Consider the following 26989-nt stretch of genomic DNA (forward strand, 5'->3'; position numbering starts at 1 on the left):
TGTCGTCAGGAGTAGACGTGCGGTGCGAGCACGGCGACGTCACGCAGGTTGCGGTAGCGCTCGTCGTAGTCGAGCCCGTACCCGACCACGAACTCCGTCGGGATGTCGAAGCCGACGTACTTGCAGTCGATCTCGACCTTCGCCGCCTCCGGCTTGCGCAGCAGCGCCAGCACCTCGATCGAGGCGGGGTCGCGGGACGCGAAGTTCTCCAGCAGCCAGCTGAGCGTCAGGCCCGAGTCGATGATGTCCTCGACGATCAGGACGTGCTTGTCGTGCAGGTCGGTGTCGAGGTCCTTGCGGATCTGGACGACACCGCTGGATTTGGTGCTGGAGCCGTAGCTCGACACGGCCATCCAGTCCATCGGTGCGTGGAACGGCAGCGCCCGGGCGAAGTCGGCCATCACCATGATCGCGCCCTTGAGGACGCCGACGAGCAGCAGGTCCTTGCCGGCGTAGTCTTCGGCGACCCTGGCCGCCAGCTCGGCGAGCTTGGCCTGGATCTCCTCCTCTGTGACGAGGATCTGTGCAAGGTCGTCCTGGATCTCGGCGGCGCGCATGGATCGATTTTATGTGACGGATGCGGGCGCATCGGCACTAATGTGAGCCGTGACCAGGGCGAACGCCCCGAAGGAAGGATTTCGCATGGCTCTCGATGACATCCTCAAGCAGGTTCCGATCGACGACATCGCCGCGAAGCTGGGGGTGTCACCCGACGAGGCGAAGAAGGCGGTCGAGGAGGGCGGTGCCGTCCTGCTGACCGGTCTGGCGAAGAACGCCGAGAGCTCGGAGGGGTCAGCGGCGATCCAGAAGGCCCTGCAGAAGCACGGGGGTGCGACGCCCGCCAAGGTCGACGACATCGATCAGGCCGACGGCGACAAGATCGTCGAGCACGTGCTGGGCGACAAGCAGACCGAGGTCACCACGAAGCTCACCGAGTCGAAGGAGACCGCGGGCATCGATTTCGGCAAGCTCCTGCCGATCCTGGCTCCGATCGTGATGAACCTCATCGCGAACGCCACCCAGAGCAAGTCGGACAAGACCGGCGCATCCGGCGAGGCGTCCGGCGGTGGACTCGGCGACATCATCGGCGGGATCCTGGGCGGCGGCGCGCAGGGCGGCACCGGCGGCGGGATCGACCTGGGCGGAATCCTCGGCGGCCTGTTCGGCGGCAAGAAGTAGGTCGGCGCGCGGTCAGCGCGCGGTGAACACGATCCGCCCGCCGCGGCGCTGCGCCGCGCACCCCGGCAGGTCGATCGGGCCCTGACCGGACCAGTCGGTGGCGAGGCGCGCGACCTCGAGCGTCTGCGTGCGGGTCAGGCTCGCACCGAACTCGCTGTCGACCACGAGGCGGATGATGCGGTTGCGCAGCGCCGCCGGATTGGCGGCAAGGGCCGCGGCGCTGACGGAGATGCCGGCCTCGGCATGCTCGACGATGTCCTCGATGGTCTCGTGGATCATCTCGTCGAAGGCCTCGGCATCCTCCCGGAGCTGCTCGGCCGTACGAGCCAGCGCCTGCGCGATGCCCGGTCCGAGTTCCGACTCGAGCACGGGAAGCACCCGGTCGCGCACCCGCACCCGCGCGAAGCGCGCCTCGGTGTTGTGCGGGTCGTCCCAGGCCTCCAGCTCGGAGGCCGCGCAGAACGCCCTGGTCGTCGCCCGGCGCACTGCGAGCAACGGACGGATCCAGCGGATGCCGTCCTCGTCCTCACGAGACGGGGCCATGCCCTGCAGACTCGTCGCTCCGGACCCGCGGGCGAGTCCCAGCAGCACGGTCTCCGCCTGGTCGTCGAGGGTGTGTCCGAGCAGGACCGCGTCCGCACGCTCGGCGCGCGCGATCCCGCCGATGGCGGCGTATCGGGCGGCGCGCGCCGCTGCTTCCAGACCTTCACCGCGCCCGGATACGTCGACCTTGGTCTGCAGCGCATCGTCCACTCCGATGTGCTCCGCCGTCACAGCGGCGGTCGCCGCCACTCGGTCGGACCCCTCCTGCAGCTGGTGATCGACCGTCAGGCTGAGGACGTTCATCCCGCGCGAGCGCGCTTCGAACACCGTCGCCGCGGTGAGCGCGAGCGAATCGGCGCCGCCCGACAGCGCCACGATCACGGTCGATCCGTCCGCAAGCTCGGCGAGCGCGGCTCGGACGGCGAGGCGGATCTCTGCGACGGCGGGATTCAGCGAGGGCACACCTCCACGGTAGCCGTCGTCCACCCGATCTCACGCGAGTCGGTTTTCGCGAAGTAGGCTTGTCCGCGGCATCCAACCGTCTTTTCTGAGGAGCACACGCATGGGCGCACACGACGCCGTCATCGAGATCCCGCGCGGCAGCCGCGTGAAGTACGAGGTCGACCACGAGACCGGACGAGTGCACCTCGACCGCGTCCTGTACACGACGTTCGGTTACCCGGCCGACTACGGCTACTTCGACAACACGCTCGGAGAGGATGGCGACCCGCTGGACGTCCTGGTCCTGCTCGACCACGCGATCTACCCGGGCGTCGTCGTCAACGTGCGTCCCGTCGCCGTTCTGAAGATGAGCGACGAGGCCGGTGGCGACGACAAGCTCGTCGCCGTGCTGACCAAGGACCCACGCTGGGCGCACATCCAGGACATCGGCGACCTCGCCGACTACACGAAGAAGGAGATCGAGCACTTCTTCGAGCACTACAAGGACCTCGAGCCCAACAAGTGGGTCAAGGTCGACGCCTGGGGGGACGCCGCGGAAGCGCAGCGCATTCTCGACGAGGCGATCGTCCGCTTCGGCGAACAGGGTCACTGACCCTCAGCCGGTAGAAGAAACCCCCGGTTCCGCTGACGCGGACCGGGGGTTTTCTCGTGGGCGGGGTCAGACGCTGACGCCGCGGTCCGCCATGAATCCGATCGGGTTGATGGGAGAGCCGCCGATGTAGACCTCGAAGTGCAGGTGGCAGCCCAGCGAGTTGCCGGTGTTGCCGGCGTAGGCGATGATCTGTCCGGCCGAGACGTGCTGACCGCTGCGCACCGCGAAGCCGCCGGAGCGGATGTGCGCGTAGCCCGTGGCGCTGCCGCCACCGTGCTGGATGCGGATGTAGTTGCCGTAGCCGCCGTTGTAGAAGGCCGCATCGACGACGCCGGATGCGGCGGCGTAGATCGGTGCGCCGCAGCCGTTGGCGAGGTCGACGCCGCGATGGAAGCTGGAGGAGCAGTTGCCGTTCGAGCACTTCACGGGGCGTCGGCCGTAACCGGAAGAGCGGTAGCCGCCGTGCGGACGGACCCAGCCGCTCGAGGTCGGCGCGCCTCCACCGCCACCGCCGCCGCCTCCACCGCCACCGCCGCCTCCACCGCCGCTTTCGGCAGCGCGTCGAGCGGCTTCTTCGGCCTCGCGGCGCTTGCGCGCTTCTTCGGCCTTGCGTGCCTCTTCGGCCTTGCGGCGCTCTTCGACGCCCTTCTGGTAGGAGGCGACGGTCGCTGCCGTGGCTTCCTTGAGAGCAAGAAGCTGGGACTGGAGAGTGTCGAGGTTCGCGGACTGCTCATCGAGCGCGGCCTGCGCCGCGTCGGCGGCGTTCTGCGCGGCGACCATCTTCTCTTCGGCGATCTTCTGGAGACGATCGCGCTCCTCGCGGGCGACGACGGCCTGATCGCTGAGCTGCTGCGCGGAGTTGCGCGCTGCGACGGCGTCGTCGTAGACGGTCTGGTTGTACTCGAGCAGCTTGTCCATCGTGCCGAGCTTGGACAGAAGCTGATCGGCATCCGCGGCGGAGCCGGCGAAGAAGAGCTGGAGGGCGGTGTCGTCTCCGCCGTTGCGGTACAGCTGCGCGGCGACCTGTCCGGCCTTCGTGGCGGCGGCGTCGGCGGCCTCCGACTGCTCATCGGCCTGCGCCTGGAGCTCGTCCGCCTCGATGGCTGCGTCGAAGAATGCCTGCTGCGCCTCGTAGAACTCGTTGGATGCCGCTTCGGCCGCGGCCTGCGTCTCCGCGACCTTCTGCGTGAGGGCGGCGATGAGCCCCTCGATGCGCTTGACCTCGCCGGCCTTGGCCGCCTCGCTCTGCATCGCCCGCTGGACGTCGTCCCAGCTCGGGTACTCGGCCGCGTGCGCGGCGTTCACTCCGTTGGTGATGCCGAAAGCGCTGAGGGCGACGACGCTGAGCGCGCCGACGCCGATCGCCGCGCGTCGGGTCATCGAGCCGCGTTGCCACAGGGCAGTGCGTTCGGCTGCGTTGGGCGCGCAGTCGCAGTCTTCGGACGCCGCTCGGGCAGCATCGTCCGCAACCTTCTCGTTCACACGGCTCCTTCCGCCGGTTTCACAGATGTCACACTAACAACAAGTGTCACATCTGCAACAGTGGTCGCGCACGTTCACCTGCGGCGCGGGTTCGCCTGAAGCGACACGACTCACGGCATCCATCGTCCTCCCGACACGCCCGATCGGTAAGAGGGCGCGCCCTCGATTCGCGTTTTCGTCAAAGCATCCTTTATGCTTGAGCGTCGGCAAGGAAGTCCTCCGGGACAGACTTCGGCCCCATCGTTTAGCGGCCTAGGACGCCGCCCTTTCACGGCGGTAGCACGGGTTCGAATCCCGTTGGGGTCACTCCTGCGGATCCGATACAATTGAATAGTTATGGCCCTGTAGCGCAGTTGGTTAGCGTGCCGCCCTGTCACGGCGGAGGTCGCGGGTTCAAGTCCCGTCAGGGTCGCTCTGAGCGACAGGCCCTTTTTTCGAAGAGGGCCTGTCGTCTAAGACGCGGCAGGTTGTGAACGTGCCGCGAGGCTCTGTAGCTCAGTTGGTAGAGCGCACGACTGAAAATCGTGAGGTCACGGGATCGACGCCCGTCGGAGCCACACGGGTCATCATTACAGTGATCCTAGAAACCCTCGCCTAGCTTCTACATGGCGGGGGTTTTGCTTTGCCCTGGTGCGGGCTGGTTTTCAGCCACTCCCCTGGGCTGTTCCGACCCGGTCGCTGGAAGAGCAGAACTCCCGACCCTGCGCAAGCACGGCGGGACAAGACGCGCTCTCCGAGAGGTTGTGCCGGTTTTGTGCCGGTCTTCACGCGTTCCAGCCACGCGACGACGCGTACTCATGGATGCTGTCGACCATCCGTCCGACGAACGGGTCGTCGCCGAGCTGCGCTCGCGCAGCATCCGCCGCCGCAGCGTAGGCGCCCACGATGCCGTCCGCGATCTCATGGGCGCGCGCCTCAGCCCAATCGCGGTCGAGGCCGACCCGCGCCGCCACCCTGACCAGCGAATCGAGGGTGATCCGCCGCGCGCTGTACTCGCCCTCGATCGACATGGCCATCTTCGGGTTACCGCCGTCGACGGAGAGATACGGAGCGTAACTGCCGAGGTCATAGAGCGGGGCGAGCGTGGCACGATCGCGCCGCAGCAGAAGCGAGTAGTTCTTCGCGTGCGCGTCGATGCCGAGAGACGCCACCGAGAACACGAGAGCCTCGTAGAACTGTCTTGCGTTGCCTCGTCGGTCCTCGGCGTCAGGCAGAGAGTTGATGAGGCGGGCGATCGCGGCGACTCCCGGTCCGCCCTCGGACTGATACTTCATGTCCGGCGGCACGCTCAGCGCCTGACAGAGGTCTTCCTGATGGAGTCGATGCCAACTCCCGTCTTCGAGTCGGCGGTCGTAGCGCGTGGAAACGAACACCGCGTGTCCACGTTCGGTGGTCACCAAGAAGTCGTCAGCGACGTGAAGCCTCAGCTCTCGCGCCGCAGCCATCGTCATGAACTCATTGATGTGATGGTCCGGATAGGGCGCGACCGCTGGCTTCAGTATGTGCGTGGTCGGTGTCGAATCCTGCGGCACCGCCCATCGCTCCTGCTCGGTGCGGAACAGCGCGACTTTGGGCTGCGCACCGGGAAGGCTCCAGCGGGCGTCATCCGTGCGCCTCCCCCAGGTATCACCGTTGCGGACAAGATCCGCCACGAGCTCGGCGAAATCGGTATCGGAGAGTTCTCTCACATCGCCGTGACGCTCGGCTGCGTCAGCACTCGCCTCTCCAGACGGAAGCAGCTGCACCGCACCGGCCGCATCACGACCAACGTGAGAAAGCAGAGCGAAAGGATTGCTGGCGCTGACACGATACTCGCGTCCGAGCTCCGCGAGCCGGCCCGGACTGTCGGGAAGCAACCCCTGCAGAAAAGCGCGCACCGGCTTGTTCTTGTGCCCGGCGCGCACAAGCGGCATGGAGAGTGAGAGCGGTGTCGCGTCGCGCCGGGACCGGTAGTCAGCGTCGTAGGTGAAGGACAAGGCGCCGCCAGCCGACTGCTCGACGACGCCGATCGCTTCGCCATCGAGATACGCGAATAGTTCACTCGACATCGTCGACCTCGCTGACGTCGACGACGAGGCCGAGCTCTCGGAGAACGCGCATGAGCCGGAAGAGCGTGACGGTCGTGGACCCGTTCTCCAGCCGCACGACCCACTCGCGAGTGACGCCGGCGCGGCGCGCGAGCTCAGCTTGAGACAGACTCAGAGCTTCGCGGCGATCAGCAACGAGCGCCCCGAAGTCGGATGCAGCGCGTACTTCCATCTTCACCTCACATGTGACTTATAACGCACAATCATACTTGTGACTTATAACGCACACAATGGGAAGTGACTTATAACGCACGCTTCTGGGGTCGCCGAGCACGCGACCACCCACCACTCGATCTTGCGTGGCGTCCGCGAGCGACCACCAACGTGCCGGCATGGTCGGCTCAGAACTCACGGACGAGAGCTGTGAGAACTTTTTTTACTCATTCAAGGCCGGCCTAGCGGCCGGTAGAAGGGGAGACGGGCCCGCCTGCGGTGCGTCCGGTCCTCGCTCCGCTGCGGTCCGGGCGCTCCTCAGCGGACTCGTCTCCCCCTCACCATCTCCACGCCTACTAGATGGTTAAACCGCCAAGCACTCTCATCAAAGAAGCACTTGTTGCGGCTGCTACGTACGGCGAAGGTAACTCGGCGGTTGTCGGGGATCCACAGGCCGCCGCAGTGTGGGTCGGTTTTCAAGATATCCTCAGGCGTTTGTTTCCGCAAAGCCTGGGCTTCAAACGACTTTACGTTGACCAGGGTGAACTGATCGTTGATACACAAAGTGGCGATTTCGCGTTGGAGGGAGCTTCCGGTGGCCTGTCAGCGATAGTGACTCTGAGTTGGCAGATATACCTTCACGCGGTTGACTATCCCGAAGCATTCACCGTGTGTTTCGATGAGCCCGAGAACCACCTGCACCCATCCCTACAGCGCACGCTCGTGCCAGATCTGCTCAAAGCATTCCCGACTGTTCGCTTCGTCGTCTCAACACACAGCCCTTTCGTAGTCACGTCCACACGCGAGGCCGTTGTCTACGCGCTCCGCCGGACAACGGAAGGCTCAGTTTTCTCTCAGCGAATCAATCTTGAAGATCAGGCGTTTACCGCCGATGAAGTCCTAAACGAGGTGCTCGGCGTCGAAGTCACCCTACCCGTGTGGGCCGAGCACGATCTAGAAGAGATCCTCACCGAGTTCACAAGTGGCCAGCATCCGATTTCTCTTGAGGATCTGCTCTCTCGACTAGAGTCCGCGGGTTTGAAGGTCAGCATGCCCGACGTAACGGACGCCGTCGCAACAGCGATCGAGTCGCGTCAGAGCGGGATTGACCGTTGAAGCGATTGGCCAAATCCGAGCCTCCAGAAATTCTCGAAAGGTCTGCCGAAACATGGACAGAGGCTTTCATAGCGTCCGGCCAGAAGACTTCCCCTGGAGCCACGCGGACATTAAAGCTGCTCTAATCGCTGAGACTGCAGGAAAGTGCGCCTATTGCGAGGCGCGGATGTTGGCCGTATCGTTCGGCGATATCGAGCATATTTACCCAAAGAGTATGTTTCCAGAGCTCGTGGTGTCGTGGAACAATCTCACGCTGGCCTGCTCTGGGTGCAACCAGCGTAAGTCTTCGAAGTACGACGCAAGCTCAGAGTTCATCAATCCATACGTTGACGATCCGGCGGAGCATCTATTCTTCCTTGGGCCTGCGGTCTACGAACGAACTAACCGCGGAATGTACACCATCGTGGAACTTGGCCTGAACGACATCCCGCGCATCGAAGCTAGAATGCGGGCGATCGAAAATGCGGCGAATCTGGTCGCGCGGTTTCAGGCAGCCACAGATGACACCACGAAGTCCATGCTCTGGAGGTTGATCGATAGCGTCCTCCAAGGTGGCGAGTACACCGCTGCTGTGTCGACTTATGTGTCGGCCGCTATCCAGCCCGCCAGTTCCTCCTAGAAATGATCCTTGGCGCCACAGCCGTGCCGGTTCTGTGCCGGTAGCTCCGTTGGAACCACCCTCAACCAGCCGCGACCAACCGTAACGACTTCCGCGGAATTACGCGGCAAAGGGTGACCAACGGGTACCCGCTACCCCACAGAATCCAACTGAAAATCGTGAGGTCACGGGATCGACGCCCGTCGGAGCCACAGGGTGATCATTACAATCACCTTAGAAACCCTCGCCTAGCTTCTACATGGCGGGGGTTTTGCTTTGCCCTGGTGAGGGATGAGCTCCGGCCGCCTCCTCGCCGTTTCCGACCAAGCCATTGGGCGAGTGGACCTTCCGGACGTTGAGCGAGCGGCGCCAGACGGAACGCCCTCGCAATGAAACTTGTGCCGGTTTTGTACCGGTCGAGGCCTACCGGATACTGACGCGACGTCCGCTAGGCCGTGGTGGACGTCCCGCTAGCTAGACCAGCCTGAAGCGCAAGAGATAAGTCGAACCCTCGTACCGGGTTCCACGATTCGCCATTCAGTGCGGATGCGAGTCTTCGGGTGTCCGACTGCGCCAGCCGTCGGGCCAAGTCGTCAGCGTCAACTGCCTTGAGCTGGCTCCGCACGTCTTGCCCCAGAAGGTGTGCACAAGCCAGTGGAATGTCGTACTCGTACCGGTCAGCAACCTGGATCGATTCACCGTAGATTCGATCCTGTACGGTGCCCGAACTCTCATACCAACTCAGCACCGTGGCTAGGTCCTCGGCGTCCTTGTACTCTCCGTAGATCGATCGATCTACCCACGCCCGCAATTTCAAGGCCGCGTATCCAGCGGGCGACGGAATCCTGATGTGATGCTCAGCGCCGGGCAAGTCGAGTTGGAATGCGCGTTCAAAGACGTCCTCGAATCCGAAGACCACAAGTTCCTCGCCTCGTGGGCTTGGGGTCGCGATGCCGGTTGGGTCTTCGATGGCTGCCCCGAAGGGCATCACATCGACCAGAACGTCGCAGATTCTATACCGGATTCCGCTGTCACCTGCACGCTCGAAAGCGCGATCAACACGCTCGAACGCTTCCCAGTCAGAGAGAGCAAGCCCGAAGTCAAGATCACCAGTGGCACGGTTGATGCTGGTGTGTCCGAGCGCCCGGTGCAAGATGTCCCGACACTGGGCTCCGACAAGCATGATGCATTCCGATTCAACAGTTGCCGCCTCCGCAAGTGCTTCTATGACGAGCCTGACATCATCAAATAGTCGCGGGTCGATCCGCGTGAAGTCCAACATGCTCCGAACGATAGCGTTCCGCAGCCTCACGCTGGCGAGACTCACCTGATGAAACAAGGTCGGCGTAGACAAGTAGGGGCGGAGCTACCTGGATGCGCCCTGTGGTGTGAACTGCCGGTGTGGTCCAAAAGATCGGGCGCACGAAGATGTTGGGACTACTCGACCGCGCGGTCCATCTTCCGGCGGCTGCCGCACGACTGGGGATTTCATCGCAGTAGAGGCTCCACGTGGCGTTGCGAGGCAACCAATCGGCCGCCGCCTCCCCACTCAGGTAGATCTCCGGGCCGTCATTCGAAAGTACGTCTGGGTCGAACGTTCCGCGAAACGCGCGCGTATTATCCGGTGACCCCAACCCTCCAGGAAACGACGCAACCCACCCGTCTATCAGTGCATCAACGTTGTTCAACTGACGCCCCTGCCGCCCTGCCCCGAGGGTCTGGAGGTAGTTGGCAGCCTCCAGGTCAACGAGGGTCTTCTGGGCAAAGCCAACGGATACCCTCGCGATGCTCGCGATCTCGCGGAGCTTCGCGTTGACGCTATCAGGCCAGGAAATTAAGGCGAAGATGACCTGGGCACGCTTCGGGCTGAAGAGATTCGATGTGACTGATTTGTCCTGATGTAGCGCAGCGACGGGATCTCCGCTTCGTCCGCGGACATCGATGAGCACATCTCCGAATCTGAGGTACGCGTTCCCATTGGCGTCTAGGTAGTTGACGCCAAGCTCGCGCAGGCGATCGGCGTTGCGCGGTGTGACCTTTGCCCCAAGAACGAGCAACGGGTGCCCTGTCCAGGTTTCGTTCGGGTAGGTGGCAGGCATGCTCATGTGCGGGCTGAGCAGCGCGAGATACTCTTGGGCCTGACGCCCCCTACGGACCTCGGTGAGTGTCATGTTCTCGCCGTGCTCAAGCGGATGAAGTCCGGAAAGCACGACGCCGTACCGGTCCGCGTGGTTTCGTAACGCGTCGATCAGGTCGCCTTCCATCACCCCTCCAAATTATTCTCGTTTCCGATTTATCCTCTGAGCATAATCCCTGAGGGAGGAAAATACGCCCACCACCCCGAACGTCACTCACAGAAACTCACGGCCTAGCGTCGCCTCGACGGCGACTGCGTCCTGCCTGCACTGCCGCAGTCTGAGCCGGTTTGATCGCGAGCGCTGATCGACGTAGTCGCCAAAGCTCGAACCGACCTTCGAGTTGTGCTGTCCGCGCACAATCACACGTTCCACAACTCTCTGCCGCATCCGACAGCGATGCGATCCCGCAGGGGATCCCGTTGCTGTCGCCCATCGAGCTCGGCGAGCTCCGCAGCCCTGTGGACAAGGTCGCGTCAGATCGCCTCGCCGAACCCCGTGCGAGGCTGAGCTGTGAGAACTTTCTTTACTCGTTCAAGGCCGGCCTAGCGGCCGGCTGCGCCGCCTGCGGTGCGTCCAGTCCTCGCTCCGCTGCGGTCCGGGCGCTCCTCGGCGACGCGACAGCCCTCACGCCGACCCGTGGGATCATGCCGTCATGACTCTCTTCTTTGACGGTGAGCGACTCGACGGGCCACACGTTGCACGGATCAGCGCGCGCCCAAGACGAGTTGCTGTGCCTTTCGACATTGGTACGCCTTCAGGATTCCGCGAGGCGATTGAACTCGAGTGCCAACTCTGGGGAGGCGGAGCAAACGTCCTTCTACCGATTGACTCCAGCGGATCAATCCCAGCCATGTACCGGACAATCCTTCCGGGCTCCCAAATCGATGATGTGCACGGCGCTGGCTACGATCCGGAGATGTCATGTGAGGGACCACTAGAGCTGACTAATAGGCGAGACGTCGCTCGTGCACAGTTGGCAGTGGGTCTACTCACTTACAAGAAGCCCAAGAAGATGGCGCCCGCCGAGGTCGTCAGCTTGGAGACGACGGACGCTTGGTCGGGGATCTACACAGCCTGCCTCGGCTCACTGCCGGAGACGATCGATCCTGAGATTCTTCGATCGGGCAACTGGCTTCCTGAGCTTCAGTTCTCCGACTGGGTCGAAGTGCGACGATCAACCACGACAGGATCTCTGTCCGACCTGATCAGTCGCACCTGGCCACGGGAGCCCATGCTCACACCCCGCCAACTGTCCTTGGTGAAGCTTTCTTACGCGAGCACGGCCAGCACTTCCATCCGTAGTGACCGTCCGGTCCTTCCGGATCCAAGATTTGCCAGGTACGACGCTGGGCCCAACGTTCTTGTGGTTTGCTCCCCTGACTCAATGGACGATCTCGCACTCCTCTGGAACCTTCGCGCCGCCCACGGCGACTTCTACGCGACGCCAATTGGTGTCCCCCTGGAGGAGTTCTCGGCAGACACCTTGCGCCAGTTGACGATGGAGATGGGACTTGCACGGCATGGCTTCTCCACCTCCTCGCTCTATGTGACCAGCGTTTCCGTACCGCTCGACACATTGGAGGAGATCACCGCCGAAGTTCCTCATGTCTCTGCACGAGCAGCCTCAGACTTGCTGATGTTTGGATCGATCCTTGGTCTCGAGCGAGACGAGATATTGGTGTGGAACGACGGCCGTGCTTCATACAAGCCACTCGACCCTGCGAGCCACAACGATGTCCTGGCCAATCACAATGTGAATGATCTGCTGATCATGCAGTACGACGTCTATGTCCAAGATGCGCCCTTACCGCTTAGCGACGACTACCGCATCGATCCGATGAATGGCGCTTTCTATAATGGCGCACACAGCGTTTGGTCTTCCCCTCGAAAGGGGATAGAAGCTCACACGCTCGAATGGCCGTCTCGTGCAACCATCGCGAACAGTCTCGCCGCACGTCGCGATCTCCACCTCACAGAGTCCGCGCCCGGTATCGCCGCGCGGATTCTTGTCGAGATGCTCGGCGATCTCGACGGTGCATACATGCTTCATCACGCACCGCTGCTTACCTTGCTTGAGTCCATGTCGGCCCGCCAGGGATTCAACTGGTACAAGAAACGACTAAGACAGGCCGGGCTTGATGCGCATGCCTCTGAAGCGGTTGGCGCATCGATCGACGAGTTGCCCGAAATGTCCTTCCACGATTTCAAGAAGGTTCTCGGGAACAACGACGCTGCAACTAAGTATTGGCTGGCGTGGGCCGAGCGCTCCCATATCATCATCAAAGGATTCCCAATACAATGCCCTCAGTGCGGCGCGAAGCAATGGATACCCATCGGGAGCTTCGCACCCCCGATCGCATGTCGAGGGTGCGCAAAGACCATTGATTTTCCGTTCAGTGATCGACCGGTAGTTGACTTCAAATATCGCCTAAGTGAACAGACGCGTCGAGTCTATGAGATCGATGCAATGGGGCACATCCTCGCTGGGAGTTTCTTCGCATCCATATTCGGCTTTGGTTCACAGAGCCGACTTATCGGCCTGCAACTCGGGACCAGCGTTCGGCGCCCCGAGTCCGCGAGCGAGATCGGAGAGGCCGATGTGCTGATGCTAACGCGTTGGGGTGAGTTCATACCGATTGAGGTCAAGCGCACTGCAACCGGCCTCACTGACCGCGAGATCCAGAAACTGGCAACACTTGCGGAGGCGCTGCGATCTCCGTGGAGCGGGGTCGTTGCCTGTCAGTATGCAACGGACGCAGATCGTTCGATCGACGAGCTCCCAGTCAGAAACGCCGACGGCACGCACAACCGAATGGTTTTGACATATGACCACCTGCTCCAACCCCACCCGATGTGGGGAGCAAGCCAGGACCCTTTCGCCCCCTTGACGCTCAGCCGCGACGATATTAATGAGCGAGAGAAGGGGTTCGTCAGTGGACTTGCAAAGCGGGCGAAGGAGCCCGACATCGATTGGTTCACGTACTCGATGATGAGAAGGACGAAGGCTCCCGGACCGAAGCAGATTGGCAACTGAGGTTCCGTGCCGGTTCTGTGCCGGTAGCTCGGCTGAACCCACCCTCAACCAGCCGCGACCAACCATGAAGACTTCCGCGGAATCACGCGGCGAACGGCGACTTACGAGCGCCTACTGACCCACGGAATCTAACTGAAAATCGTGAGGTCACGGGATCGACGCCCGTCGGAGCCACTGAAACCCTCGTGTGGCTTCTACGCACGGGGGTTTCTTTCATTCTCCTGACGCTTCTCAGCACCTCCCGCCACCTCGCGCGGCGGCAGATCCATCCCGGCAAGCCGCGCGGGATCCAGAATCGACACGATGTCGATGAGTCGGCCATCGGCGACCGTGCACGACATGAGCGACACCGGCCGTCCGTTCGCGGCCCAGACCAGGATTCCCGGCTCGCCGTTCACACTCACACGGCGGGCTTCGACGCGCTCCGGATCGCCGCGTCGCAGCGCCGCCATCACCTCGTTGGCTCCGATGCGAACGGAGTGACCACGGGGCGTGTGCCGATGCCACGTGACGTCAGGGTCGAGCAGCGCCAACAGCGCATCGAAGTCCCCAATGCGCGTCGCGGCGAGGAACGCGTCGACGACCGCCCGTCGCTCCCGAATCCCGCCCTCGGGGCGCCGCACGCCCTGCACCTTGCGCCTGGCGCGGCTCGCGAGCATCTTCGCGGCGTCCGCAGAGCTCCCCACGATCGTCGCCACCTCGGCGAACGGAACGGCGAACATGTCGTGCAGCACGAATGCCAGCCGCTCCTCGGGACGCAGCGACTCGAGCACCACGAGCAGGGCCAGCCCGAGCGAGTCGGCCCGTTCGGCCGCCTCGTCCGGACGCTCGATGTCCTCGGTCACGACGGGCTCGACGCTCGACCAATCGTCAAGCGGTGACTCACGTCGGGTCTGGCGCCGACGCAGCAGGTCCATGCAGATGCGCCCGATCACTCGGGTCAGCCACCCGCCGAGGTTCTCGATCGGGGCGCCCTGGTACCCGGCCAGTCGCAGCCAGGTCTCCTGCACAGCATCCTCGGCGTCGACCCATGAAGCGAGCGCACGAGCGGCGACCGCCGTCAGGCGCGGCCGGTGCTCCTCGAACGCCGCGGCGAGCGCATCGTCATCCATCTCTGTTACCTCCTGCCTGCCTCATCCGTCATCACTATGACGAGCCCGATCGGGCGAAGGTAACGAGAGAGGCATGCACATGGACATCACGCTGTGGATCATCACCGGAGCACTGGCCGTCGCGTTCGGCGCGGGCGGCGCGAGTCAGCTCCTGCTGACCAAGGAAAAGTACCGCAGCTTCGGCGCCAGCCAGCACTGGGTCGACGACTTCAGCGCAGGAAAGATCAAGGCCATCGGAACGATCAAGGTGATCGGCGCGGCCGGGCTGATCCTGCCTCCGCTCACCGGCGTGCTTCCCGCGCTGTCGCCCATCGCCGCATGCGGCCTCGCACTGGTCATGGCGGGCGCGGCCACGACCAGATTCCGCCGCAGCGAATGGGGGATGATGGCCGGCGACGTGGCGTACCTGCTCGCCTTCGTCTTCGTGGCGTGGGGCCGGTTCGCGCTCGCACCGTACGGCGGATGACCCGCCAGGGCGCAACCCCAAGCGCGCCGCCCGGTAGCGTGAACAGCATGACGTCTGGGACCCGCCGCATCGAGCTGAACCTCCACAAGCCCTGGTTCGCGCTGTACGTCGGCATCCGTCCGACCCTGGTGATCGGGGGCCGCGGCCAGCCGACGCAGTGGGGCCTCGGAACCTGGCAGGTCTCGTCGGAGGACGACGTGATCCTCGGCGTGTTCCTCTTCAACAGGATGTGGCGCTTCGGACAGGCGGTGATCACGCTCAAACCGGATGAGAAAGGGATGCTGAGCTACCGCGCCCCGGCCCTTCCATTCCTCCGCGGACGGCTTCGTCTGAAGCCGTCCCCGTCGGCGTGACACGTCGTCGCTAGGCCGCCCACGGATGCGCCGGGTCGAGCTGCGCGATCGAGTCCCGCAGCCACGCCCGCTGATGTTCATCGAGCAATCCGAGCGTCGCCTCGGCATCCACGATGTCCTTCTCGCGCACCTGAGCAGACTTCATGAACAGCACCACCTCGGGGTTGAGATAGCGCAGGCCGTCGTCCGCGATCCAGGTGACCTCATCGAGATCGCGCTCCTGCGAGAGCAGGCGTTTGTTGATCCATCGTGCGCCGTTGAACGGTGTCAGCGGAACGTCCAGCACCCACGGTGAGAGCGCGTCCGCGCGCACCCAGATCCCGCTGCTGCTGCGGATCTCCCGAAACCGCTCGTCGAACGGACGCAACCAGCCGCTGTCGGCGTTCCACGTCGTCCACCCGCGCTCCGCGAGGAACACGCGCAGCGCCTCGGCATCGTGATGCGCGATCGAGACGTCCATGTCCTCGTGACGGCGCGATACGCCGGTCGCCTTCTCGAGTGCCCATCCCCCGATGATCCACCACGGCCGATCGAAGCCGTCGAGGAAGGCGGCGATCGACGCCGGCGTCAGCGGATCCCATGGTCCGTACCACCGCGCGAACTCCTCCGGCGGCAGCGGCCTCGCGGACTCCGGCTGAGGAAGAGGGACGTGACCAGGCGACACCGTTCAGACCCTCGCGTGACGCTGCGCTGCGGCGTTGTGCATCACGATCGCCACCAAGGCGGCAACCGGCCCCACCAGGATGACGAGGAACGGCAGGTACCACGCGGTCATGCCGAGCGTCGCGGCTCCGAACACGATGAGCCCGGCGCCGATCGCCCGCAACACGGCGGATCCACGCGGCACGACCTCGGCGCTGCGGAAGAACGGAACTCGGATGCCGGCGTTCGCGCGCAACGTGCTCGCCAGCGCGAGATGGAACACCACCACGCCGGTCACCGCGACCACCACACCGAAAACGAACATCGCCCCACGCTACCAATGCGACGCGCGAGCGACAGCTGAACTACTCCGGGTCCTCGCCCTTTTGGGACATCTCGAGCCCGGCGCCGATCGCGATTCCGACCACGAGCCCGATACCCGCTCCCAGCGCGAGATTGTCGAAAACCAGCATCCCGAGTGCTGCCCCGATCGGCAGACCGAGCGCGATACCGACGGCGACGCCGCTGCCGGAGTTCCTCCGGGATTCCTCTTCCGAATCGGTCATACCGCGACGCTACGTCGACGCGAGAGGTCGCGCATCCCCCGTGCGGCGGATTCCGCGCCACACGGCGTTCCCGTGTGAAACGTTTTTATCACAGAGACGGTTTCGTCTTGACGAGCACCCCGAGCGAGCGTTAGCGTTCACGGAGCCGGTTTGGGAAAACGCATTCCCAGGCAAGTGCCACCCTGCCCTGCAACGTTGGAGAGCTGATGTCGACGAACGCCGCTTCGCCCGTCTGGGCTCTGCGCGTGCACGCCGCCTTCGACTGGGTCCTGTGGGTCGCCACCGTCAATCTGCTCTGGTGCGTCTTCACGCTCGCCGGCGGCATCGTGCTCGGAGTCGCACCGGCATCCGTCGCCTCCGCCGAGCTGACCCGCCGGCGTCTGCGCGGAGACGGCTTCGCGGCCGCGCGCTCGTTCGCCGAGGTGTGGCGACGCGAGTTCTGGCGTGCGAACGTCGCTCTCGGCCCCTCCCTCGCCGTCACTGCGCTCCTCGGCGCCAGCACCATCGGTCAGTACGAAGCCGGCGCACTCGGCACTCCCCTCGGCATCCTGACGAGCGCTGCTCTCGCCCTGGCCTTCGCCGTCACCGCCGTCGCCGTGCCGTTGTACGCGCACTACGACCTCCCGCTGCGCGGCTACGTCCTCACCTCCTTCCGCTGGGTGCTGCGCAACCTTCCCCATGCCGTCCTGCTGCTGCTCGCGGCCGTCGTGGTCGTGACCGCGAGCCTCATCCTCCCCGGGATCATCCCGTTCCTCTCGCTCGGCGCCTGGCTCACGCTGAGCACCGCACTCTGCATCGGCTTCTTCACGGCCAACGACCGCCGACTGGCCGAAGCCGACACCCCGACCTGACCCTCCGCCGAACATCCCCCACCGAACGAAGGAGTTCCCCATGAAGCACCGCAAGATCGCCGCCGGCATCGGCATCGCCGCCGTCGCCGCGCTCGCCCTCACCAGCTGTTCCGCCGGCCCGGATGCCGGAGCAGACGCCGCCGAGCTGGAAACGCTGACGATCATGGCGCCCTACCTCTCCACCAACGCCCCCGAGGACGGCAACCAGTTCGAGACCGCGATCGAGGACGAGATCGGCGTCGACCTCGACATCACGTGGGTGCCGAACTCGTCCTACGGCGACAAGGTCAACATCACCCTCGCCGGCGACGACCTGCCGCAGGTCATGGTCATCCAGGGCAAGGACCCCGGTTTCGTCCGCAACGCCGAAGCCGGCGCGTTCTGGGACCTCACCGAGTACCTCGAGGACTACGAGAACCTCAAGACCACGTTCCCGCAGGTGCAGCATTCCTCGAGCATCAACGGCAAGGTCTACGGCATCTTCCGCTCGCGCGACGTCATGCGCGAGGCCGTCATCATCCGCAAGGACTGGCTGGCCAACCTCGGCCTCGAGATGCCGACCACCACCGATGAGCTCTACGAGGTCGCCAAGGCCTTCACCGAGAACGATCCCGATGGCAACGGCGCCGCCGACACCTACGGCCTCATCATCCCCAAGTGGCCCGGCACGATCGGCACCAACAGCCCGTGGGATGCCATCGAGACCTGGTACGGCGCCGGCAACCGCTGGACCGAGCGCGACGGCGAACTCGTCCCGAACTTCACCACCGACGAGTGGCTCGAGGCCGTCCAGTTCGAACGCCAGCTCGTCGAGGACGGCGTCGTGAACGCCGACTACGCGACCTTCGACTCCGCGAAGTGGAACGAGCCGTTCCTCACCGGCAAGGGCGGCATCATCATCGACGTGCACTCGCGCGCCGGGCAGCTCATGAGCCTGCTCAAGGAGCAGGACCCGGAGGGCTTCCAGAACTACGTCGACGTCACCGGAAACCTCGAAGGCCCCGACGGCGAGCTCAACGCGCTCCCGACCGCCGGCTACAGCGGGTTCCTCGCCATCCCGAAAGCGCAGGTCAAGACCAAGGAGCAGCTGCGCAGCGTGCTCGAGGTGCTGAACCAGCTGAACTCGGAGGAGGTCGGCCCGCTGCTGAACAACGGCATCGAGGGCGTCACCTACGAGCTCGAGGGCGACCTCGCCGTCGGAATCGACAGCGCATCGCAGGTCGACAAGGACACGTCGGCGGCATACGCGCAGCTCGGCACGAACGTCACCGGCTTCCAGGGATACCTGCCCAAGCAGGCATCCGAGTACGAGCAGGAGATGTACGACAAGCGCAAGGAGATCGAGGCGTCGGACCTCGAGTCCGCGGTCTACGACCCCTCCGCGGCCTACGTCTCGAAGACCTACGTGTCCAAGGGCGCGCAGTTGGACACCATCGTCGCCGACGCCCGCATCCAGTACATCGCCGGCCAGCTGGACCTGGACGGCCTGCAGGATGCGATCGACCTCTGGCGCTCGAGCGGCGGCGATGACGTGATCGCCGAGATCAACGAGCTGGCGGACGCCGACTCCTGATCCGGATCGCCGGGGCGGCATCCGGTGCCGCCCCGGCCTCCCGAGAGGTTGCATCCATGACCATGCTCGACAACGCTGTGACGGCGACCGAGACGCTGACCGTCGAGAAGAAGTCCCGACGCCGCCGCGGCGTCCGCGTGCACTTCACGCAGTTCAAGTGGCTCTACCTGCTGCTGCTCCCCGGCATCATCTACTTCGTCCTGTTCCGCTACTGGCCGATGTACGGCGCGATCATCGCGTTCAAGGACTACGTGCCGTTCCTCGGCATCCAGGACAGCCCCTGGGTGGGCTTGGCGCACTTCGAGGACTTCTTCTCGAGCCCCGACTTCCCGCGGCTGCTCGCGAACACGCTGATCCTCGCGCTGCTGAGCCTGGTGATCGCCTTCCCGCTGACGATCATCGTGGCGCTGCTGCTCAACGAGATGCGCCTCATCGTCCTCAAGCGCACGGTGCAGACCCTCATCTACATCCCGCACTTCCTGTCCTGGACGGTCGTCGCATCGCTGACGTACCTGCTGTTCGCCCTCGACATCGGACCGCTGTTCCAGCTCATCAACGGCCTCCTGGGCACGGATGTCAACTTCCTCGCCGACCCGGCGTGGTTCCGCCCGATCATCGTGCTGCAGGACATCTGGAAGAACACCGGTTGGGGCACGATCATCTTCCTCGCCGCCCTCGCCGGCGTCGACCAGGCGCAGTACGAGGCCGCGATCATCGACGGCGCCGGCCGGTTCCAGCGCGTCTGGCACATCACCCTGCCATCGATCGCGCCCACCGTCGTCGTCATGCTCGTTCTGCAGATGGGTCAGGTCCTCAACACCGGCTTCGAGCAGATCTACCTCATGACCAACTCGCTCAACCGCTCGGTCGCCGACGTGTTCGACACCTACGTGTACTTCATGGGCATCACGCAGGGCTCCTACAGCTACAGCACCGCGGTCGGTCTGTTCAAGGCGGTCGTCGGCGTCGTCCTCATCTTCGGCGCGAACTGGCTCGCCAAGCGCTTCACCCAGGCAGGAATCTTCTGATGGCTCGCGAGAAGTATCGGTTCAACACCCCAGCGGGGCGCGTGTTCGACGTGTTCAACATCGCGCTGATGGTCGCCGTGGCGATCCTCGCGCTGGTGCCCTTCGCCTTCGTGCTGGCAGGGTCCTTCGCAACAGAGGCCGAGCTCGCGACACGCTCGTTCTTCCTCTGGCCTGAGACGTTCTCCCTCAAGGCGTACGAGGCGATCTTCACCAGCCCCGCGTTCGTCAGAGCCCTCATCACCACGATCGCCGTCACCGCGGTCGGCACCGTCGTGCAGCTCGCGTTGACCGCATCCATGGCCTACCCGCTCAGCAAGGCGAACCTCCCGGGCGGGCGCCTCATCCTGTCGCTCATCGTCTTCACGATGGTGTTCGGCGGCGGCATGATCCCGACGTTCCTCGTGGTGAAGGACCTCGGGCTCCTCAACAACTACTGGGCACTGATCCTGCCGATGGCGATCAACCCGTTCAGCCTCATCATCATCAAGAACTTCTTCCAGCAGCTGCCCGCAGAGCTGGAGGAGTCCGCGAAGATCGACGGCGCGAACGAACTGCAGACCCTGTGGAGCATCATCCTGCCGCTGTCCAAGCCCGTGCTCGCCACCTTCGCCCTGTTCTACGCGGTCGGCATCTGGAACGACTTCATGTCCCCGCTGCTGTACCTCAACGACAACTCGATGTGGACGCTGCAGATGTTCCTGCGCCAGGTGACCGTCGCCACCGATCTGTCGGTGGTCGAGCAGGATCCGACCCAGCTGCCACCCGCTCAGGGCATCAAGTTCGCGGTGATCATCGTCGCGACGCTGCCGATCATCCTCTTCTATCCGTTCCTGCAGAAGCACTTCGCCAAGGGGATGCTGATCGGATCGGTGAAGGGATGACCCTGCTGCACCGCAACCCGCTGGCCGCGGCATCCGATCTGGACGGCTGGGTCGCCGAGGGCCCCGTCTCGGCGCAGCCGACGGACGACGGGATGCTGCTCGCGAGCGCCGGCGGAGTCGACGACCACTTCACGTTCTGGTGCCGCGAGGCGTTCGGCGACCGCATCCGGATCTCGTGGGAGTTCTCGCCGCGGTCGGAACCGGGGCTGGCGATGCTGTTCTTCGGCGCCGCCGCGGATGCCGAGCAGGCACCGGACGCCGACGGCATCTTCGACGACGCCCTGGCACCTCGCGACGGCGCGTACCCGCAGTACCACTCGGGCGACATCCGCACCCTGCACGTGTCGTACTTCCGGCGCCGATGGGAGGACGAGCGCGCTTTCCACACCTGCAACCTGCGCAAATCCCCCGGGTTCCACCTCGTGTCCCAGGGAGCGGATCCGCTGCCTCCGGTCGTCGACGCCCGCGAGGCCTTCTACCGCATCGAGGTCGTCAAGGACGGCCCACGGGTCGCATTCTCGATCGATGATCTGCCCCTGTTCGACTGGACCGATGACGAGCGCACCGGCCCTCGTATCCGCGCCGGCCGCATCGGCTTCCGCCAGATGTCGCCGCTCGTCGCCTGCTACCGCAACCTGGAGGTTCACTCGCTGTGACCGACTCATCCCTCACCATCCCGCTCCGCTGGCTCGATGACGCCCCGCCCTCCCGCCTCAGCGGCGGCGCGACGTGGGGCGTACCGCTGCCCCGCGGCACCGTCGATGACCCGGCGCACCTGCGTCTGCGCGGGGTCGGGGGCGATGCCGTCCCCGCGCAGTTCTGGCGTCTCGCGACATGGCCCGATGGCTCGGTGAAGTGGGCCGGCTGCGCGGTCGGCGCTCTGGACGAGCCGGGTGCGTACGAGATCGTCGCGGGTGCGGATGCCGCACCTGCCGCCGCTTCGTCCGTGCACGTGGACCGCACCGACGACGAGATCGTCGTGCGCAACGGCATCCTGGAGGTCGCGTTCCCCAGCGCACCGGACGACGTGCTCGCCCGACGGGTCACTCGCAACGGCACCGTGATCGCCGAGGACCTGCGACTGGTGAGCCTTCTGCAGGATGAGATCCCCGAGGACGGCGGGTCCTCGCCGCGGCGCCGGTTCCGCTCGCGCGTGCGCACGGTCGAGGTCGAACAGGACGGACCTGTCCGTGCGGTCGTCCGCGTCGACGGCGTCCACCGCGACGACGAGGGCGACCGCGAATGGTTGCCGTTCACCGTCCGCTTCATCGTCGTCACCGGGTCCGCCGAGGTGCGCCTCGTTCACACGGTCATCTGGGACGGCGACGCCGAGCACGATTTCCTCGCGGGTCTCGGCATCCGCGCCGATGTTCCGCTTCGCGCGGCTCTGCACGACCGTCACGTCCGCGTCTCCGGCGCAGACGGCGGGTTCTTCTCGGAAGCCGTCCGCGGTCTCACCGGCCTGCGCCGCGACCCGGGAGCCGAGGTCCGCGCCGCGCAGATCCGCGGCGAGCAGACGCCGCCGCCGGAGACCTGGAACCCCGAAGTGTCCAAGCGGCTGGACCTCATCCCCGCCTGGAACGACGTCACGCTGACGCAGTTGAGCGCCGATGGCTTCGGCATCCGCAAGCGCACCGCCCCCGGACACGCCTGGATCGACGCGGGCGCCGGCACGAGGGCGGAGGGATACGTGGCGATCAGCGATCCGACCGGCGGCTTCGGCCTCGGCATCCGCTCGTTCTGGCAGTCGCACCCCGGCCAGCTGGACCTGCGGGGAGCCGCCGGGGAGCGCGCCGAGCTGACCGCATGGCTGTATGCGCCCGAGGCGCAGCCGATGGACGTCCGGTTCTACCACGACGGACTCGGACAGGACGATTTCGCCAGCCAGCTCGAGGGCCTGGAGATCACGTACGAGGACTACGAGCCCGGCTTCGGCGATGCGCACGGCGTGGCCCGCACGCACGAGGTGACCCTGTTCGCGTACGACGCGACGCCGCCGATCGAGCAGGTCGCCGCGTCCGTCGAGGCGATGCAGCGTCCACCGCTGCTGCAGCCGACACCGGAGCATCTGCACGCCGTCGGAGTCTTCGGGGACTGGGCGCCCGTCGACCGTTCCACGCCGGCACGCACCGAGATCGAGGACAGCAACGACTTCCTGCTCGACTTCTACCTCGGCCAGATCGATCAGCGGCGCTGGTACGGGTTCTGGAACTACGGCGACGTCATGCACGCCTACGACCTCGACCGCCACGTGTGGCGCTACGACGTCGGCGGGTACGCGTGGGACAACAGCGAGCTCTCGCCCGACCTCTGGCTGTGGTACTCGTATCTGCGCAGCGGACGCGCCGATGTCTTCCGCCTCGCCGAGGCGATGACCCGCCACACCGGCGAGGTCGACGTCTACCACCTGGGTCGCTGGCAGGGTCTCGGCTCCCGGCACAACGTCCAGCACTGGGGGTGCAGCGCCAAGCAGCTGCGCATCTCGAGCCCGATCTACCGGCGCATCTTCCACTACCTCACCGCTGACGAGCGGGTCGGCGACCTGCTCACCGAACTGCGCGACAGCGACGAGCGCTTCGTCGACACCGATCCCACGCGCAAGGTGCGTCCGGATGCTGCGACCTATCGCCCCGATCGGGCGGCGCTGGCCGTCGGGCTCGGCACCGACTGGGGCGCACTCGCGGCGACCTGGCTCGCCGATTGGGAGCGCACCGGGAACGAGCGCTCCCGTGATCGCCTGCTCGGCACGATGGCCGATATCGGGGCCCTGCCGCATGGATTCCTCACCGGCGAGGCGCTGTACGACATCGAGGCCGGCCGCTTCGACACCTCGCGGGACCGCATCTCGGTCTCGCACCTCAGCGCCGTGTTCGGGCTGGTCGAGGTGGCCAGCGAGCTCATCTCCCTCGTCGACGTGCCCGGTTTCCGGGACGCCTGGCTGCAGTACTGCCGCCTCTACCTCGCCTCCCCGGAGGCACAGGAGGAGGCGGTGGGACAACGGCTCACCGGCATCCACCTCGAGCAGGCGCACAGCCGGCTGACGGCGTACGTCGCGGCGGCGACGGGCGACGACGAACTGGCGGATGCCGCGTGGCAGGCTTTCGAGGGCATCGGCGAATGGCTCGTGCACCGCCGGGACTTCGTGCTGCGTCGCATCGATGGTCCGGCGGTCCTCAACCCGGTGGACGAGGCGCCCAGCGTCGGCACAAACGACGTCGCGCAGTACGGTCTGGCCGCGATCCAGAACCTCGCACTGATCGGCGATCGGATCCCGGAGGCATAGGGCGCCGCAGCGTACGGGACTGACCGAGAATGGGAGCATGTCCTCTGAACGTCAGTGGCGATTCCTGACCTCCGTTCGCAAGGCCATCAGCAGCGACCCCTCCCGCGTCGCGCTCACCGAAGTGCATCCGGTGCTGAGCGCGACGATCGTGTCGAAGATCCTCGATCTGGCACTGCACCTCGGCGCATCGATGTTCGCCGTCGGCGCCTCGGCCCATGACGTCACGTTCGCGATCACGAGGGTCGCGCAGGTCTACGGCCTCAAGGGCGTTCAGGTGGACGTGACGTTCACCTCGATCACCGTCTCGTACCACCGCGGCGAGGACGACGCCCCCACCACCCTGCTGCGGGTGGTGCACGCGTCCTCGCCGGACCACGCGAAGCTGCAGCGGCTGCAGGCGCTCCTCGCCGACATCAGCGACGGGATGGATCTCGGCGAGGCGCGCAGCACCTTCCGCGCGATCCGCCGCATGCCGTTCCTGTACCGGCCCGTGGTCGTGATCTTCGCCCGCGCGCTGCTCACGGTCGGGGTCGCCATCCTGTTCGACGCGACACCGGCGCTCATCGCGCTCGCATTCATCGCGGCGCTGAGCGCGGCCTTCGCGCAGGCCGGACTCGCGCGTCTGCAGGTACCGTCCTTCTTCGGTCAGATCGCCGGGGCATTCGTCATCACCGTCTTCGCGACGATCGTCTCCGCGCTGGGCTCGGCGGGGATCCCTCCGTTCGACGACGTGCGCCCCTCGATCATGGTCGCGGCCGGGATCGTGCTGATGCTCTCGGGGCTGTCCGTCGTCGCCGCCGCGCAGGACGCGATCGACGGGTTCGCGCTCACCGCGGGCGGCCGCATCCTCGACCTGATCATGCAGACCGTCGGCGTCGTGCTGGGCATCCTGATCGGCCTCGGGCTCGCCCAGCTGCTCGGTTTCGGCATGGCGCTGCCTGACGACGCCGTGCCGTTCGGATCGCTGCCCGCTCAGATCGCCGGTGCCATCATCATCGCGGTGGCCGTCGCGCTGTTCAACGGCGCGGGTCTGCCGATCATCGTCGTCAGCGCAGTGCTGAGCGTGATCGCGATCCTCGGGTACGGCTCCGCGATCCTGCTCGGCGTCCAGGAGGGTGCCGCCAGCGCGTTCGGCGCGCTGCTGGCCAGCTTCCTCGGGATCCTGATCGCGCGCGGTCTGCACGTGCCCTCGGTCGCGGTCACCACCGCGGCGATCGTGCCGCTCGTCCCCGGACTCACGGTGTTCCGCGGGCTGCTGGGGCTGGCCGATTCCGATGGCACCCCCGAGGCGATGCTCATCAGCATCGCGCCACTCGTGCTGGCCGCGTCGATCGGGGTCGGTCTCGCCGCCGGGGCGTCGCTGGGGCTGTACCTGGGCACTCCGCTGCGCGCGACGCTCGCCGGGGTGGCGAAATCACGCGCCCGCGTCAGGCACTGAGCCGGCCGTCTCTCACCAGATCGGCGGTCGGGGCATGGCCCCGACCCGACGCTCGAGTTCGGCCGCGATCGCGATGATCGTCGTCTCACCACCCGGACGCCCGATCAACTGGATGCAGACAGGGTGGCCGGAGGCATCGGTCGTCACCGGCACGACGATCGCCGGCACTCCTGCGACGTTCACGAAGCTCGAGTACGGGGCGTAGCGCACCTGCTGGGCGAAGTTCTCGCTCGCATCCTCGGCGTCGAACCACCCCACCGGACGCGCCGGCTGCGCGAGCGCCGGCGTGAGGACGGCATCGAACGGCGCGAACGCCGTGATCGTCTCGCGCTCGAACACGGTGGCCGCGGCGAGCGCGTCGAGAACCTCGCGACCGGACAGGCGGCGCCCCTCGCGTGCCAACCACGCCGTGATGGGTTCGACGCGATCGAGGTCGGCATCCGACAGTGCCATGCGTGCCGCGCTCGTGCGCCACAGGGCCGTGAACATCGTCGCGTATCCGCGCGGGCGCCAGTCGAACGCATCCACGTCGTGCCCGTCGCCGAGCAGTGCGGTGGCGACCTCGACGGCGCGCGCGGCGTCGGCATCCAGGCGGATGTCCTCGTCGTCGTCCCACGGCGACACGGTCGTGACGCCGATGCGCGTGCGGCCGGCCACCCGCTCGGTCGCCTCGCGGAACGGGCCGTCGCCCGGCGCGGCGGTCGCATACGTGTAGGGGCGGCCGGTGGCCTGGACGTCCAGCAGCAGCGCGGCATCCGCGACCGTCCGTGCGATCGGACCCGCGACCGCCAGCCCCCCGGGGTTGTCGAGTCCGGATGCGAACGGCACGCGCCCCCGCGACGGCTTGATGCCGACCAGCCCGACGGTGGCCGCCGGGATCCGGATCGATCCGCCGGCATCCGACCCCGGCGCGAGCGGCAGCAACCCGGCGGCGACAGCGGCGGCCGCTCCCCCGCTGGAACCGCCGGCCCCGTTCGCCGGATTCCACGGGTCCCTGGTCGGCGGGCCGATCCGCGTCTCGGTGTACCCGGTCATCCCGAACTCCGGCGTCGCGGTCTTGCCGAGGCTGATGCCGCCGGCCTCGTCGAGGACCGCGGCCTGGTCGGCGGTGTCGTCAGGCACGAAGCCGTCGTGCAGGCGCGATCCGAAGCGCGTCGGGACTCCGGCGCGGGCCACCAGGTCCTTGTCGGCGAACGGCAGCCCCCACAGTGCGCCGTCGATGCGTGCGCCGGCGAGCGCCGCCGCACGTTCGCGCGCGGACTCCGCCGTCACCTCGACGAAGGCGCCGATGCCGGCGTCGAGCCGCTCGATCCGCTCGAGGTAGTGCGTGACGAGGTCCGCCGGGGCGATCTCCTTGGTGCGCAGCGCCGCGAGCTGTTCGATCGCGGTGAGGTCATGCAACTCGGCCATGG

At 65.7% G+C, this 26989-nt stretch carries 26 protein-coding genes and 3 tRNA genes; 17 read left to right on the forward strand and 12 right to left on the reverse strand.

Annotated features, from left to right (window positions below):
* Positions 1 to 5 precede the first annotated feature (5 nt).
* On the reverse strand, positions 6 to 557 hold the full coding sequence (hpt, locus tag ACFCYE_RS11560) for a hypoxanthine phosphoribosyltransferase (protein ID WP_376178844.1): 552 nt from the start codon (positions 555 to 557) through the stop codon (positions 6 to 8).
* 85 nt (positions 558 to 642) lie between these two features.
* On the opposite strand from hpt, the gene ACFCYE_RS11565 reads away from it, so the two are divergent.
* Positions 643 to 1179 carry a DUF937 domain-containing protein gene (locus ACFCYE_RS11565; protein ID WP_376178845.1) on the forward strand — a complete coding sequence of 179 codons (537 nt, stop codon included), beginning with the start codon at positions 643 to 645 and terminating at the stop codon, positions 1177 to 1179.
* 12 nt (positions 1180 to 1191) lie between these two features.
* On the opposite strand, the gene tilS is transcribed toward ACFCYE_RS11565, so the two are convergent.
* Positions 1192 to 2184, reverse strand: a complete 993-nt coding sequence (gene tilS / locus ACFCYE_RS11570) for a tRNA lysidine(34) synthetase TilS (RefSeq protein WP_376178847.1) — start codon at positions 2182 to 2184, stop codon at positions 1192 to 1194.
* A 100-nt stretch (positions 2185 to 2284) separates the two neighbouring features.
* On the opposite strand from tilS, the gene ACFCYE_RS11575 reads away from it, so the two are divergent.
* Positions 2285 to 2776 (forward strand): inorganic diphosphatase, encoded by a 492-nt coding sequence (locus ACFCYE_RS11575; RefSeq protein WP_376178849.1) that lies wholly within the window; start codon positions 2285 to 2287, stop codon positions 2774 to 2776.
* 66 nt (positions 2777 to 2842) lie between these two features.
* Here the strand turns inward: ACFCYE_RS11575 and ACFCYE_RS11580 are convergent, their stop codons facing one another.
* Positions 2843 to 4156 carry a peptidoglycan DD-metalloendopeptidase family protein gene (locus ACFCYE_RS11580; protein ID WP_376178851.1) on the reverse strand — a complete coding sequence of 438 codons (1314 nt, stop codon included), beginning with the start codon at positions 4154 to 4156 and terminating at the stop codon, positions 2843 to 2845.
* 335 nt (positions 4157 to 4491) lie between these two features.
* Between ACFCYE_RS11580 and ACFCYE_RS11585 the strand changes: the two genes are divergently transcribed.
* The 3 genes from ACFCYE_RS11585 to ACFCYE_RS11595 all read left to right on the forward strand — a co-directional run bounded on the left by ACFCYE_RS11585 (position 4492) and on the right by ACFCYE_RS11595 (position 4815).
* Positions 4492 to 4564, forward strand: a tRNA-Glu gene (locus tag ACFCYE_RS11585).
* Between the two features lie 32 nt (positions 4565 to 4596).
* Positions 4597 to 4670: transfer RNA gene (locus ACFCYE_RS11590), tRNA-Asp, on the forward strand.
* A 72-nt stretch (positions 4671 to 4742) separates the two neighbouring features.
* A tRNA-Phe gene (locus ACFCYE_RS11595) sits at positions 4743 to 4815 on the forward strand.
* 207 nt (positions 4816 to 5022) lie between these two features.
* On the opposite strand, the gene ACFCYE_RS11600 is transcribed toward ACFCYE_RS11595, so the two are convergent.
* Together ACFCYE_RS11600 and ACFCYE_RS11605 are read right to left on the reverse strand one after the other, a co-directional pair.
* Positions 5023 to 6306 carry a HipA domain-containing protein gene (locus tag ACFCYE_RS11600; protein ID WP_376178853.1) on the reverse strand — a complete coding sequence of 428 codons (1284 nt, stop codon included), beginning with the start codon at positions 6304 to 6306 and terminating at the stop codon, positions 5023 to 5025.
* On the reverse strand, positions 6296 to 6517 hold the full coding sequence (locus ACFCYE_RS11605; protein WP_376178855.1) for a helix-turn-helix domain-containing protein: 222 nt from the start codon (positions 6515 to 6517) through the stop codon (positions 6296 to 6298). The genes ACFCYE_RS11600 and ACFCYE_RS11605 overlap by 11 nt, the downstream gene beginning before the upstream one ends.
* Positions 6518 to 6858: 341 nt before the next feature.
* Here ACFCYE_RS11605 and ACFCYE_RS11610 point away from each other — a divergent pair, with 341 nt between their 5' ends.
* Both ACFCYE_RS11610 and ACFCYE_RS11615 read left to right on the forward strand, forming a co-directional pair.
* Positions 6859 to 7614, forward strand: a complete 756-nt coding sequence (locus ACFCYE_RS11610) for an AAA family ATPase (RefSeq protein WP_376178857.1) — start codon at positions 6859 to 6861, stop codon at positions 7612 to 7614.
* 52 nt (positions 7615 to 7666) lie between these two features.
* Positions 7667 to 8233: an HNH endonuclease gene (locus tag ACFCYE_RS11615; protein ID WP_376178859.1), complete on the forward strand. Its 567-nt coding sequence runs from the start codon at positions 7667 to 7669 to the stop codon at positions 8231 to 8233.
* A gap of 427 nt (positions 8234 to 8660) precedes the next feature.
* On the opposite strand, the gene ACFCYE_RS11620 is transcribed toward ACFCYE_RS11615, so the two are convergent.
* Together ACFCYE_RS11620 and ACFCYE_RS11625 are read right to left on the reverse strand one after the other, a co-directional pair.
* Positions 8661 to 9494, reverse strand: coding sequence for a nucleotidyl transferase AbiEii/AbiGii toxin family protein (locus ACFCYE_RS11620; protein ID WP_376178861.1), 834 nt, complete (start codon positions 9492 to 9494; stop codon positions 8661 to 8663).
* The gene (locus ACFCYE_RS11625; protein WP_376178863.1) at positions 9457 to 10476 is read right to left on the reverse strand and encodes a type IV toxin-antitoxin system AbiEi family antitoxin; all 1020 of its coding nucleotides are present in this window, start codon (positions 10474 to 10476) and stop codon (positions 9457 to 9459) included. Before ACFCYE_RS11625 ends, ACFCYE_RS11620 begins: the two co-directional genes overlap by 38 nt.
* A gap of 1258 nt (positions 10477 to 11734) precedes the next feature.
* Between ACFCYE_RS11625 and ACFCYE_RS11630 the strand changes: the two genes are divergently transcribed.
* Positions 11735 to 13384, forward strand: coding sequence for a hypothetical protein (locus tag ACFCYE_RS11630; protein ID WP_376178864.1), 1650 nt, complete (start codon positions 11735 to 11737; stop codon positions 13382 to 13384).
* Positions 13385 to 13578: 194 nt separating this feature from the next.
* Here the strand turns inward: ACFCYE_RS11630 and ACFCYE_RS11635 are convergent, their stop codons facing one another.
* Positions 13579 to 14496 (reverse strand): sigma-70 family RNA polymerase sigma factor, encoded by a 918-nt coding sequence (locus ACFCYE_RS11635; protein ID WP_376178866.1) that lies wholly within the window; start codon positions 14494 to 14496, stop codon positions 13579 to 13581.
* A 73-nt stretch (positions 14497 to 14569) separates the two neighbouring features.
* Here ACFCYE_RS11635 and ACFCYE_RS11640 point away from each other — a divergent pair, with 73 nt between their 5' ends.
* The gene (locus ACFCYE_RS11640; RefSeq protein WP_376178867.1) at positions 14570 to 14962 is read left to right on the forward strand and encodes a DoxX family protein; all 393 of its coding nucleotides are present in this window, start codon (positions 14570 to 14572) and stop codon (positions 14960 to 14962) included.
* 47 nt (positions 14963 to 15009) lie between these two features.
* Positions 15010 to 15315, forward strand: coding sequence for a hypothetical protein (locus ACFCYE_RS11645; RefSeq protein WP_376178869.1), 306 nt, complete (start codon positions 15010 to 15012; stop codon positions 15313 to 15315).
* A 10-nt stretch (positions 15316 to 15325) separates the two neighbouring features.
* Here the strand turns inward: ACFCYE_RS11645 and ACFCYE_RS11650 are convergent, their stop codons facing one another.
* The 3 genes from ACFCYE_RS11650 to ACFCYE_RS11660 are packed head-to-tail and all read right to left on the reverse strand — an operon-like array spanning position 15326 to position 16523.
* Complete coding sequence (locus ACFCYE_RS11650) at positions 15326 to 15979, reverse strand: nucleotidyltransferase domain-containing protein (RefSeq protein WP_376178871.1); 654 nt, start codon at positions 15977 to 15979, stop codon at positions 15326 to 15328.
* Between the two features lie 3 nt (positions 15980 to 15982).
* Entirely contained in the window at positions 15983 to 16282 is a 300-nt protein-coding gene (locus ACFCYE_RS11655) for a hypothetical protein (RefSeq protein WP_376178872.1), read from the reverse strand.
* 40 nt (positions 16283 to 16322) lie between these two features.
* Positions 16323 to 16523, reverse strand: coding sequence for a hypothetical protein (locus ACFCYE_RS11660; protein WP_376178873.1), 201 nt, complete (start codon positions 16521 to 16523; stop codon positions 16323 to 16325).
* Between the two features lie 206 nt (positions 16524 to 16729).
* Here ACFCYE_RS11660 and ACFCYE_RS11665 point away from each other — a divergent pair, with 206 nt between their 5' ends.
* Genes ACFCYE_RS11665 through ACFCYE_RS11695 form a run of 7 tightly spaced genes read left to right on the forward strand, consistent with a single transcriptional unit; the run spans position 16730 to position 25577 of the window.
* Positions 16730 to 17374, forward strand: a complete 645-nt coding sequence (locus ACFCYE_RS11665; RefSeq protein ID WP_376178875.1) for a YesL family protein — start codon at positions 16730 to 16732, stop codon at positions 17372 to 17374.
* Positions 17375 to 17414: 40 nt separating this feature from the next.
* Entirely contained in the window at positions 17415 to 18947 is a 1533-nt protein-coding gene (locus ACFCYE_RS11670; RefSeq protein WP_376178877.1) for an extracellular solute-binding protein, read from the forward strand.
* A gap of 56 nt (positions 18948 to 19003) precedes the next feature.
* Positions 19004 to 19975, forward strand: coding sequence for an ABC transporter permease (locus ACFCYE_RS11675; protein ID WP_376178879.1), 972 nt, complete (start codon positions 19004 to 19006; stop codon positions 19973 to 19975).
* Positions 19975 to 20856, forward strand: a complete 882-nt coding sequence (locus ACFCYE_RS11680; RefSeq protein ID WP_376178881.1) for a carbohydrate ABC transporter permease — start codon at positions 19975 to 19977, stop codon at positions 20854 to 20856. The genes ACFCYE_RS11675 and ACFCYE_RS11680 overlap by 1 nt, the downstream gene beginning before the upstream one ends.
* Positions 20853 to 21512 carry a DUF1961 family protein gene (locus ACFCYE_RS11685; RefSeq protein ID WP_376178882.1) on the forward strand — a complete coding sequence of 220 codons (660 nt, stop codon included), beginning with the start codon at positions 20853 to 20855 and terminating at the stop codon, positions 21510 to 21512. The genes ACFCYE_RS11680 and ACFCYE_RS11685 overlap by 4 nt, the downstream gene beginning before the upstream one ends.
* Positions 21509 to 24139 carry a Tat pathway signal sequence domain protein gene (locus tag ACFCYE_RS11690; protein ID WP_376178884.1) on the forward strand — a complete coding sequence of 877 codons (2631 nt, stop codon included), beginning with the start codon at positions 21509 to 21511 and terminating at the stop codon, positions 24137 to 24139. Before ACFCYE_RS11685 ends, ACFCYE_RS11690 begins: the two co-directional genes overlap by 4 nt.
* A 37-nt stretch (positions 24140 to 24176) precedes the next feature.
* Complete coding sequence (locus tag ACFCYE_RS11695; RefSeq protein WP_376178886.1) at positions 24177 to 25577, forward strand: threonine/serine exporter ThrE family protein; 1401 nt, start codon at positions 24177 to 24179, stop codon at positions 25575 to 25577.
* A 12-nt stretch (positions 25578 to 25589) separates the two neighbouring features.
* On the opposite strand, the gene ACFCYE_RS11700 is transcribed toward ACFCYE_RS11695, so the two are convergent.
* Positions 25590 to 26987 carry an amidase gene (locus ACFCYE_RS11700; RefSeq protein WP_376178887.1) on the reverse strand — a complete coding sequence of 466 codons (1398 nt, stop codon included), beginning with the start codon at positions 26985 to 26987 and terminating at the stop codon, positions 25590 to 25592.
* Positions 26988 to 26989 lie beyond the last annotated feature (2 nt).

Origin of the sequence: Microbacterium sp. NPDC056234, assembly GCF_042267585.1 — a bacterium.
Classification (GTDB): Bacteria; Actinomycetota; Actinomycetes; order Actinomycetales; family Microbacteriaceae; genus Microbacterium.

Excerpts from the sequence above, each read along its gene's own strand:
- hpt (WP_376178844.1), bottom strand. The coding sequence starts at position 557 with ATGCGCGCCGCCGAGATCCAGGACGACCTTGCACAGATCCTCGTCACA.
- ACFCYE_RS11565 (WP_376178845.1), top strand. The coding sequence starts at position 643 with ATGGCTCTCGATGACATCCTCAAGCAGGTTCCGATCGACGACATCGCC.
- ACFCYE_RS11575 (WP_376178849.1), top strand. The coding sequence starts at position 2,285 with ATGGGCGCACACGACGCCGTCATCGAGATCCCGCGCGGCAGCCGCGTG.
- ACFCYE_RS11580 (WP_376178851.1), bottom strand. The coding sequence starts at position 4,156 with ATGACCCGACGCGCGGCGATCGGCGTCGGCGCGCTCAGCGTCGTCGCC.
- ACFCYE_RS11600 (WP_376178853.1), bottom strand. The coding sequence starts at position 6,306 with ATGTCGAGTGAACTATTCGCGTATCTCGATGGCGAAGCGATCGGCGTC.
- ACFCYE_RS11605 (WP_376178855.1), bottom strand. The coding sequence starts at position 6,517 with ATGGAAGTACGCGCTGCATCCGACTTCGGGGCGCTCGTTGCTGATCGC.
- ACFCYE_RS11610 (WP_376178857.1), top strand. The coding sequence starts at position 6,859 with ATGGTTAAACCGCCAAGCACTCTCATCAAAGAAGCACTTGTTGCGGCT.
- ACFCYE_RS11615 (WP_376178859.1), top strand. The coding sequence starts at position 7,667 with ATGGACAGAGGCTTTCATAGCGTCCGGCCAGAAGACTTCCCCTGGAGC.
- ACFCYE_RS11620 (WP_376178861.1), bottom strand. The coding sequence starts at position 9,494 with ATGTTGGACTTCACGCGGATCGACCCGCGACTATTTGATGATGTCAGG.
- ACFCYE_RS11625 (WP_376178863.1), bottom strand. The coding sequence starts at position 10,476 with ATGGAAGGCGACCTGATCGACGCGTTACGAAACCACGCGGACCGGTAC.
- ACFCYE_RS11630 (WP_376178864.1), top strand. The coding sequence starts at position 11,735 with ATGGACGATCTCGCACTCCTCTGGAACCTTCGCGCCGCCCACGGCGAC.
- ACFCYE_RS11635 (WP_376178866.1), bottom strand. The coding sequence starts at position 14,496 with ATGGATGACGATGCGCTCGCCGCGGCGTTCGAGGAGCACCGGCCGCGC.
- ACFCYE_RS11640 (WP_376178867.1), top strand. The coding sequence starts at position 14,570 with ATGCACATGGACATCACGCTGTGGATCATCACCGGAGCACTGGCCGTC.
- ACFCYE_RS11645 (WP_376178869.1), top strand. The coding sequence starts at position 15,010 with ATGACGTCTGGGACCCGCCGCATCGAGCTGAACCTCCACAAGCCCTGG.
- ACFCYE_RS11655 (WP_376178872.1), bottom strand. The coding sequence starts at position 16,282 with ATGTTCGTTTTCGGTGTGGTGGTCGCGGTGACCGGCGTGGTGGTGTTC.
- ACFCYE_RS11660 (WP_376178873.1), bottom strand. The coding sequence starts at position 16,523 with ATGACCGATTCGGAAGAGGAATCCCGGAGGAACTCCGGCAGCGGCGTC.
- ACFCYE_RS11665 (WP_376178875.1), top strand. The coding sequence starts at position 16,730 with ATGTCGACGAACGCCGCTTCGCCCGTCTGGGCTCTGCGCGTGCACGCC.
- ACFCYE_RS11670 (WP_376178877.1), top strand. The coding sequence starts at position 17,415 with ATGAAGCACCGCAAGATCGCCGCCGGCATCGGCATCGCCGCCGTCGCC.
- ACFCYE_RS11675 (WP_376178879.1), top strand. The coding sequence starts at position 19,004 with ATGACCATGCTCGACAACGCTGTGACGGCGACCGAGACGCTGACCGTC.
- ACFCYE_RS11680 (WP_376178881.1), top strand. The coding sequence starts at position 19,975 with ATGGCTCGCGAGAAGTATCGGTTCAACACCCCAGCGGGGCGCGTGTTC.
- ACFCYE_RS11685 (WP_376178882.1), top strand. The coding sequence starts at position 20,853 with ATGACCCTGCTGCACCGCAACCCGCTGGCCGCGGCATCCGATCTGGAC.
- ACFCYE_RS11695 (WP_376178886.1), top strand. The coding sequence starts at position 24,177 with ATGTCCTCTGAACGTCAGTGGCGATTCCTGACCTCCGTTCGCAAGGCC.
- ACFCYE_RS11700 (WP_376178887.1), bottom strand. The coding sequence starts at position 26,987 with ATGGCCGAGTTGCATGACCTCACCGCGATCGAACAGCTCGCGGCGCTG.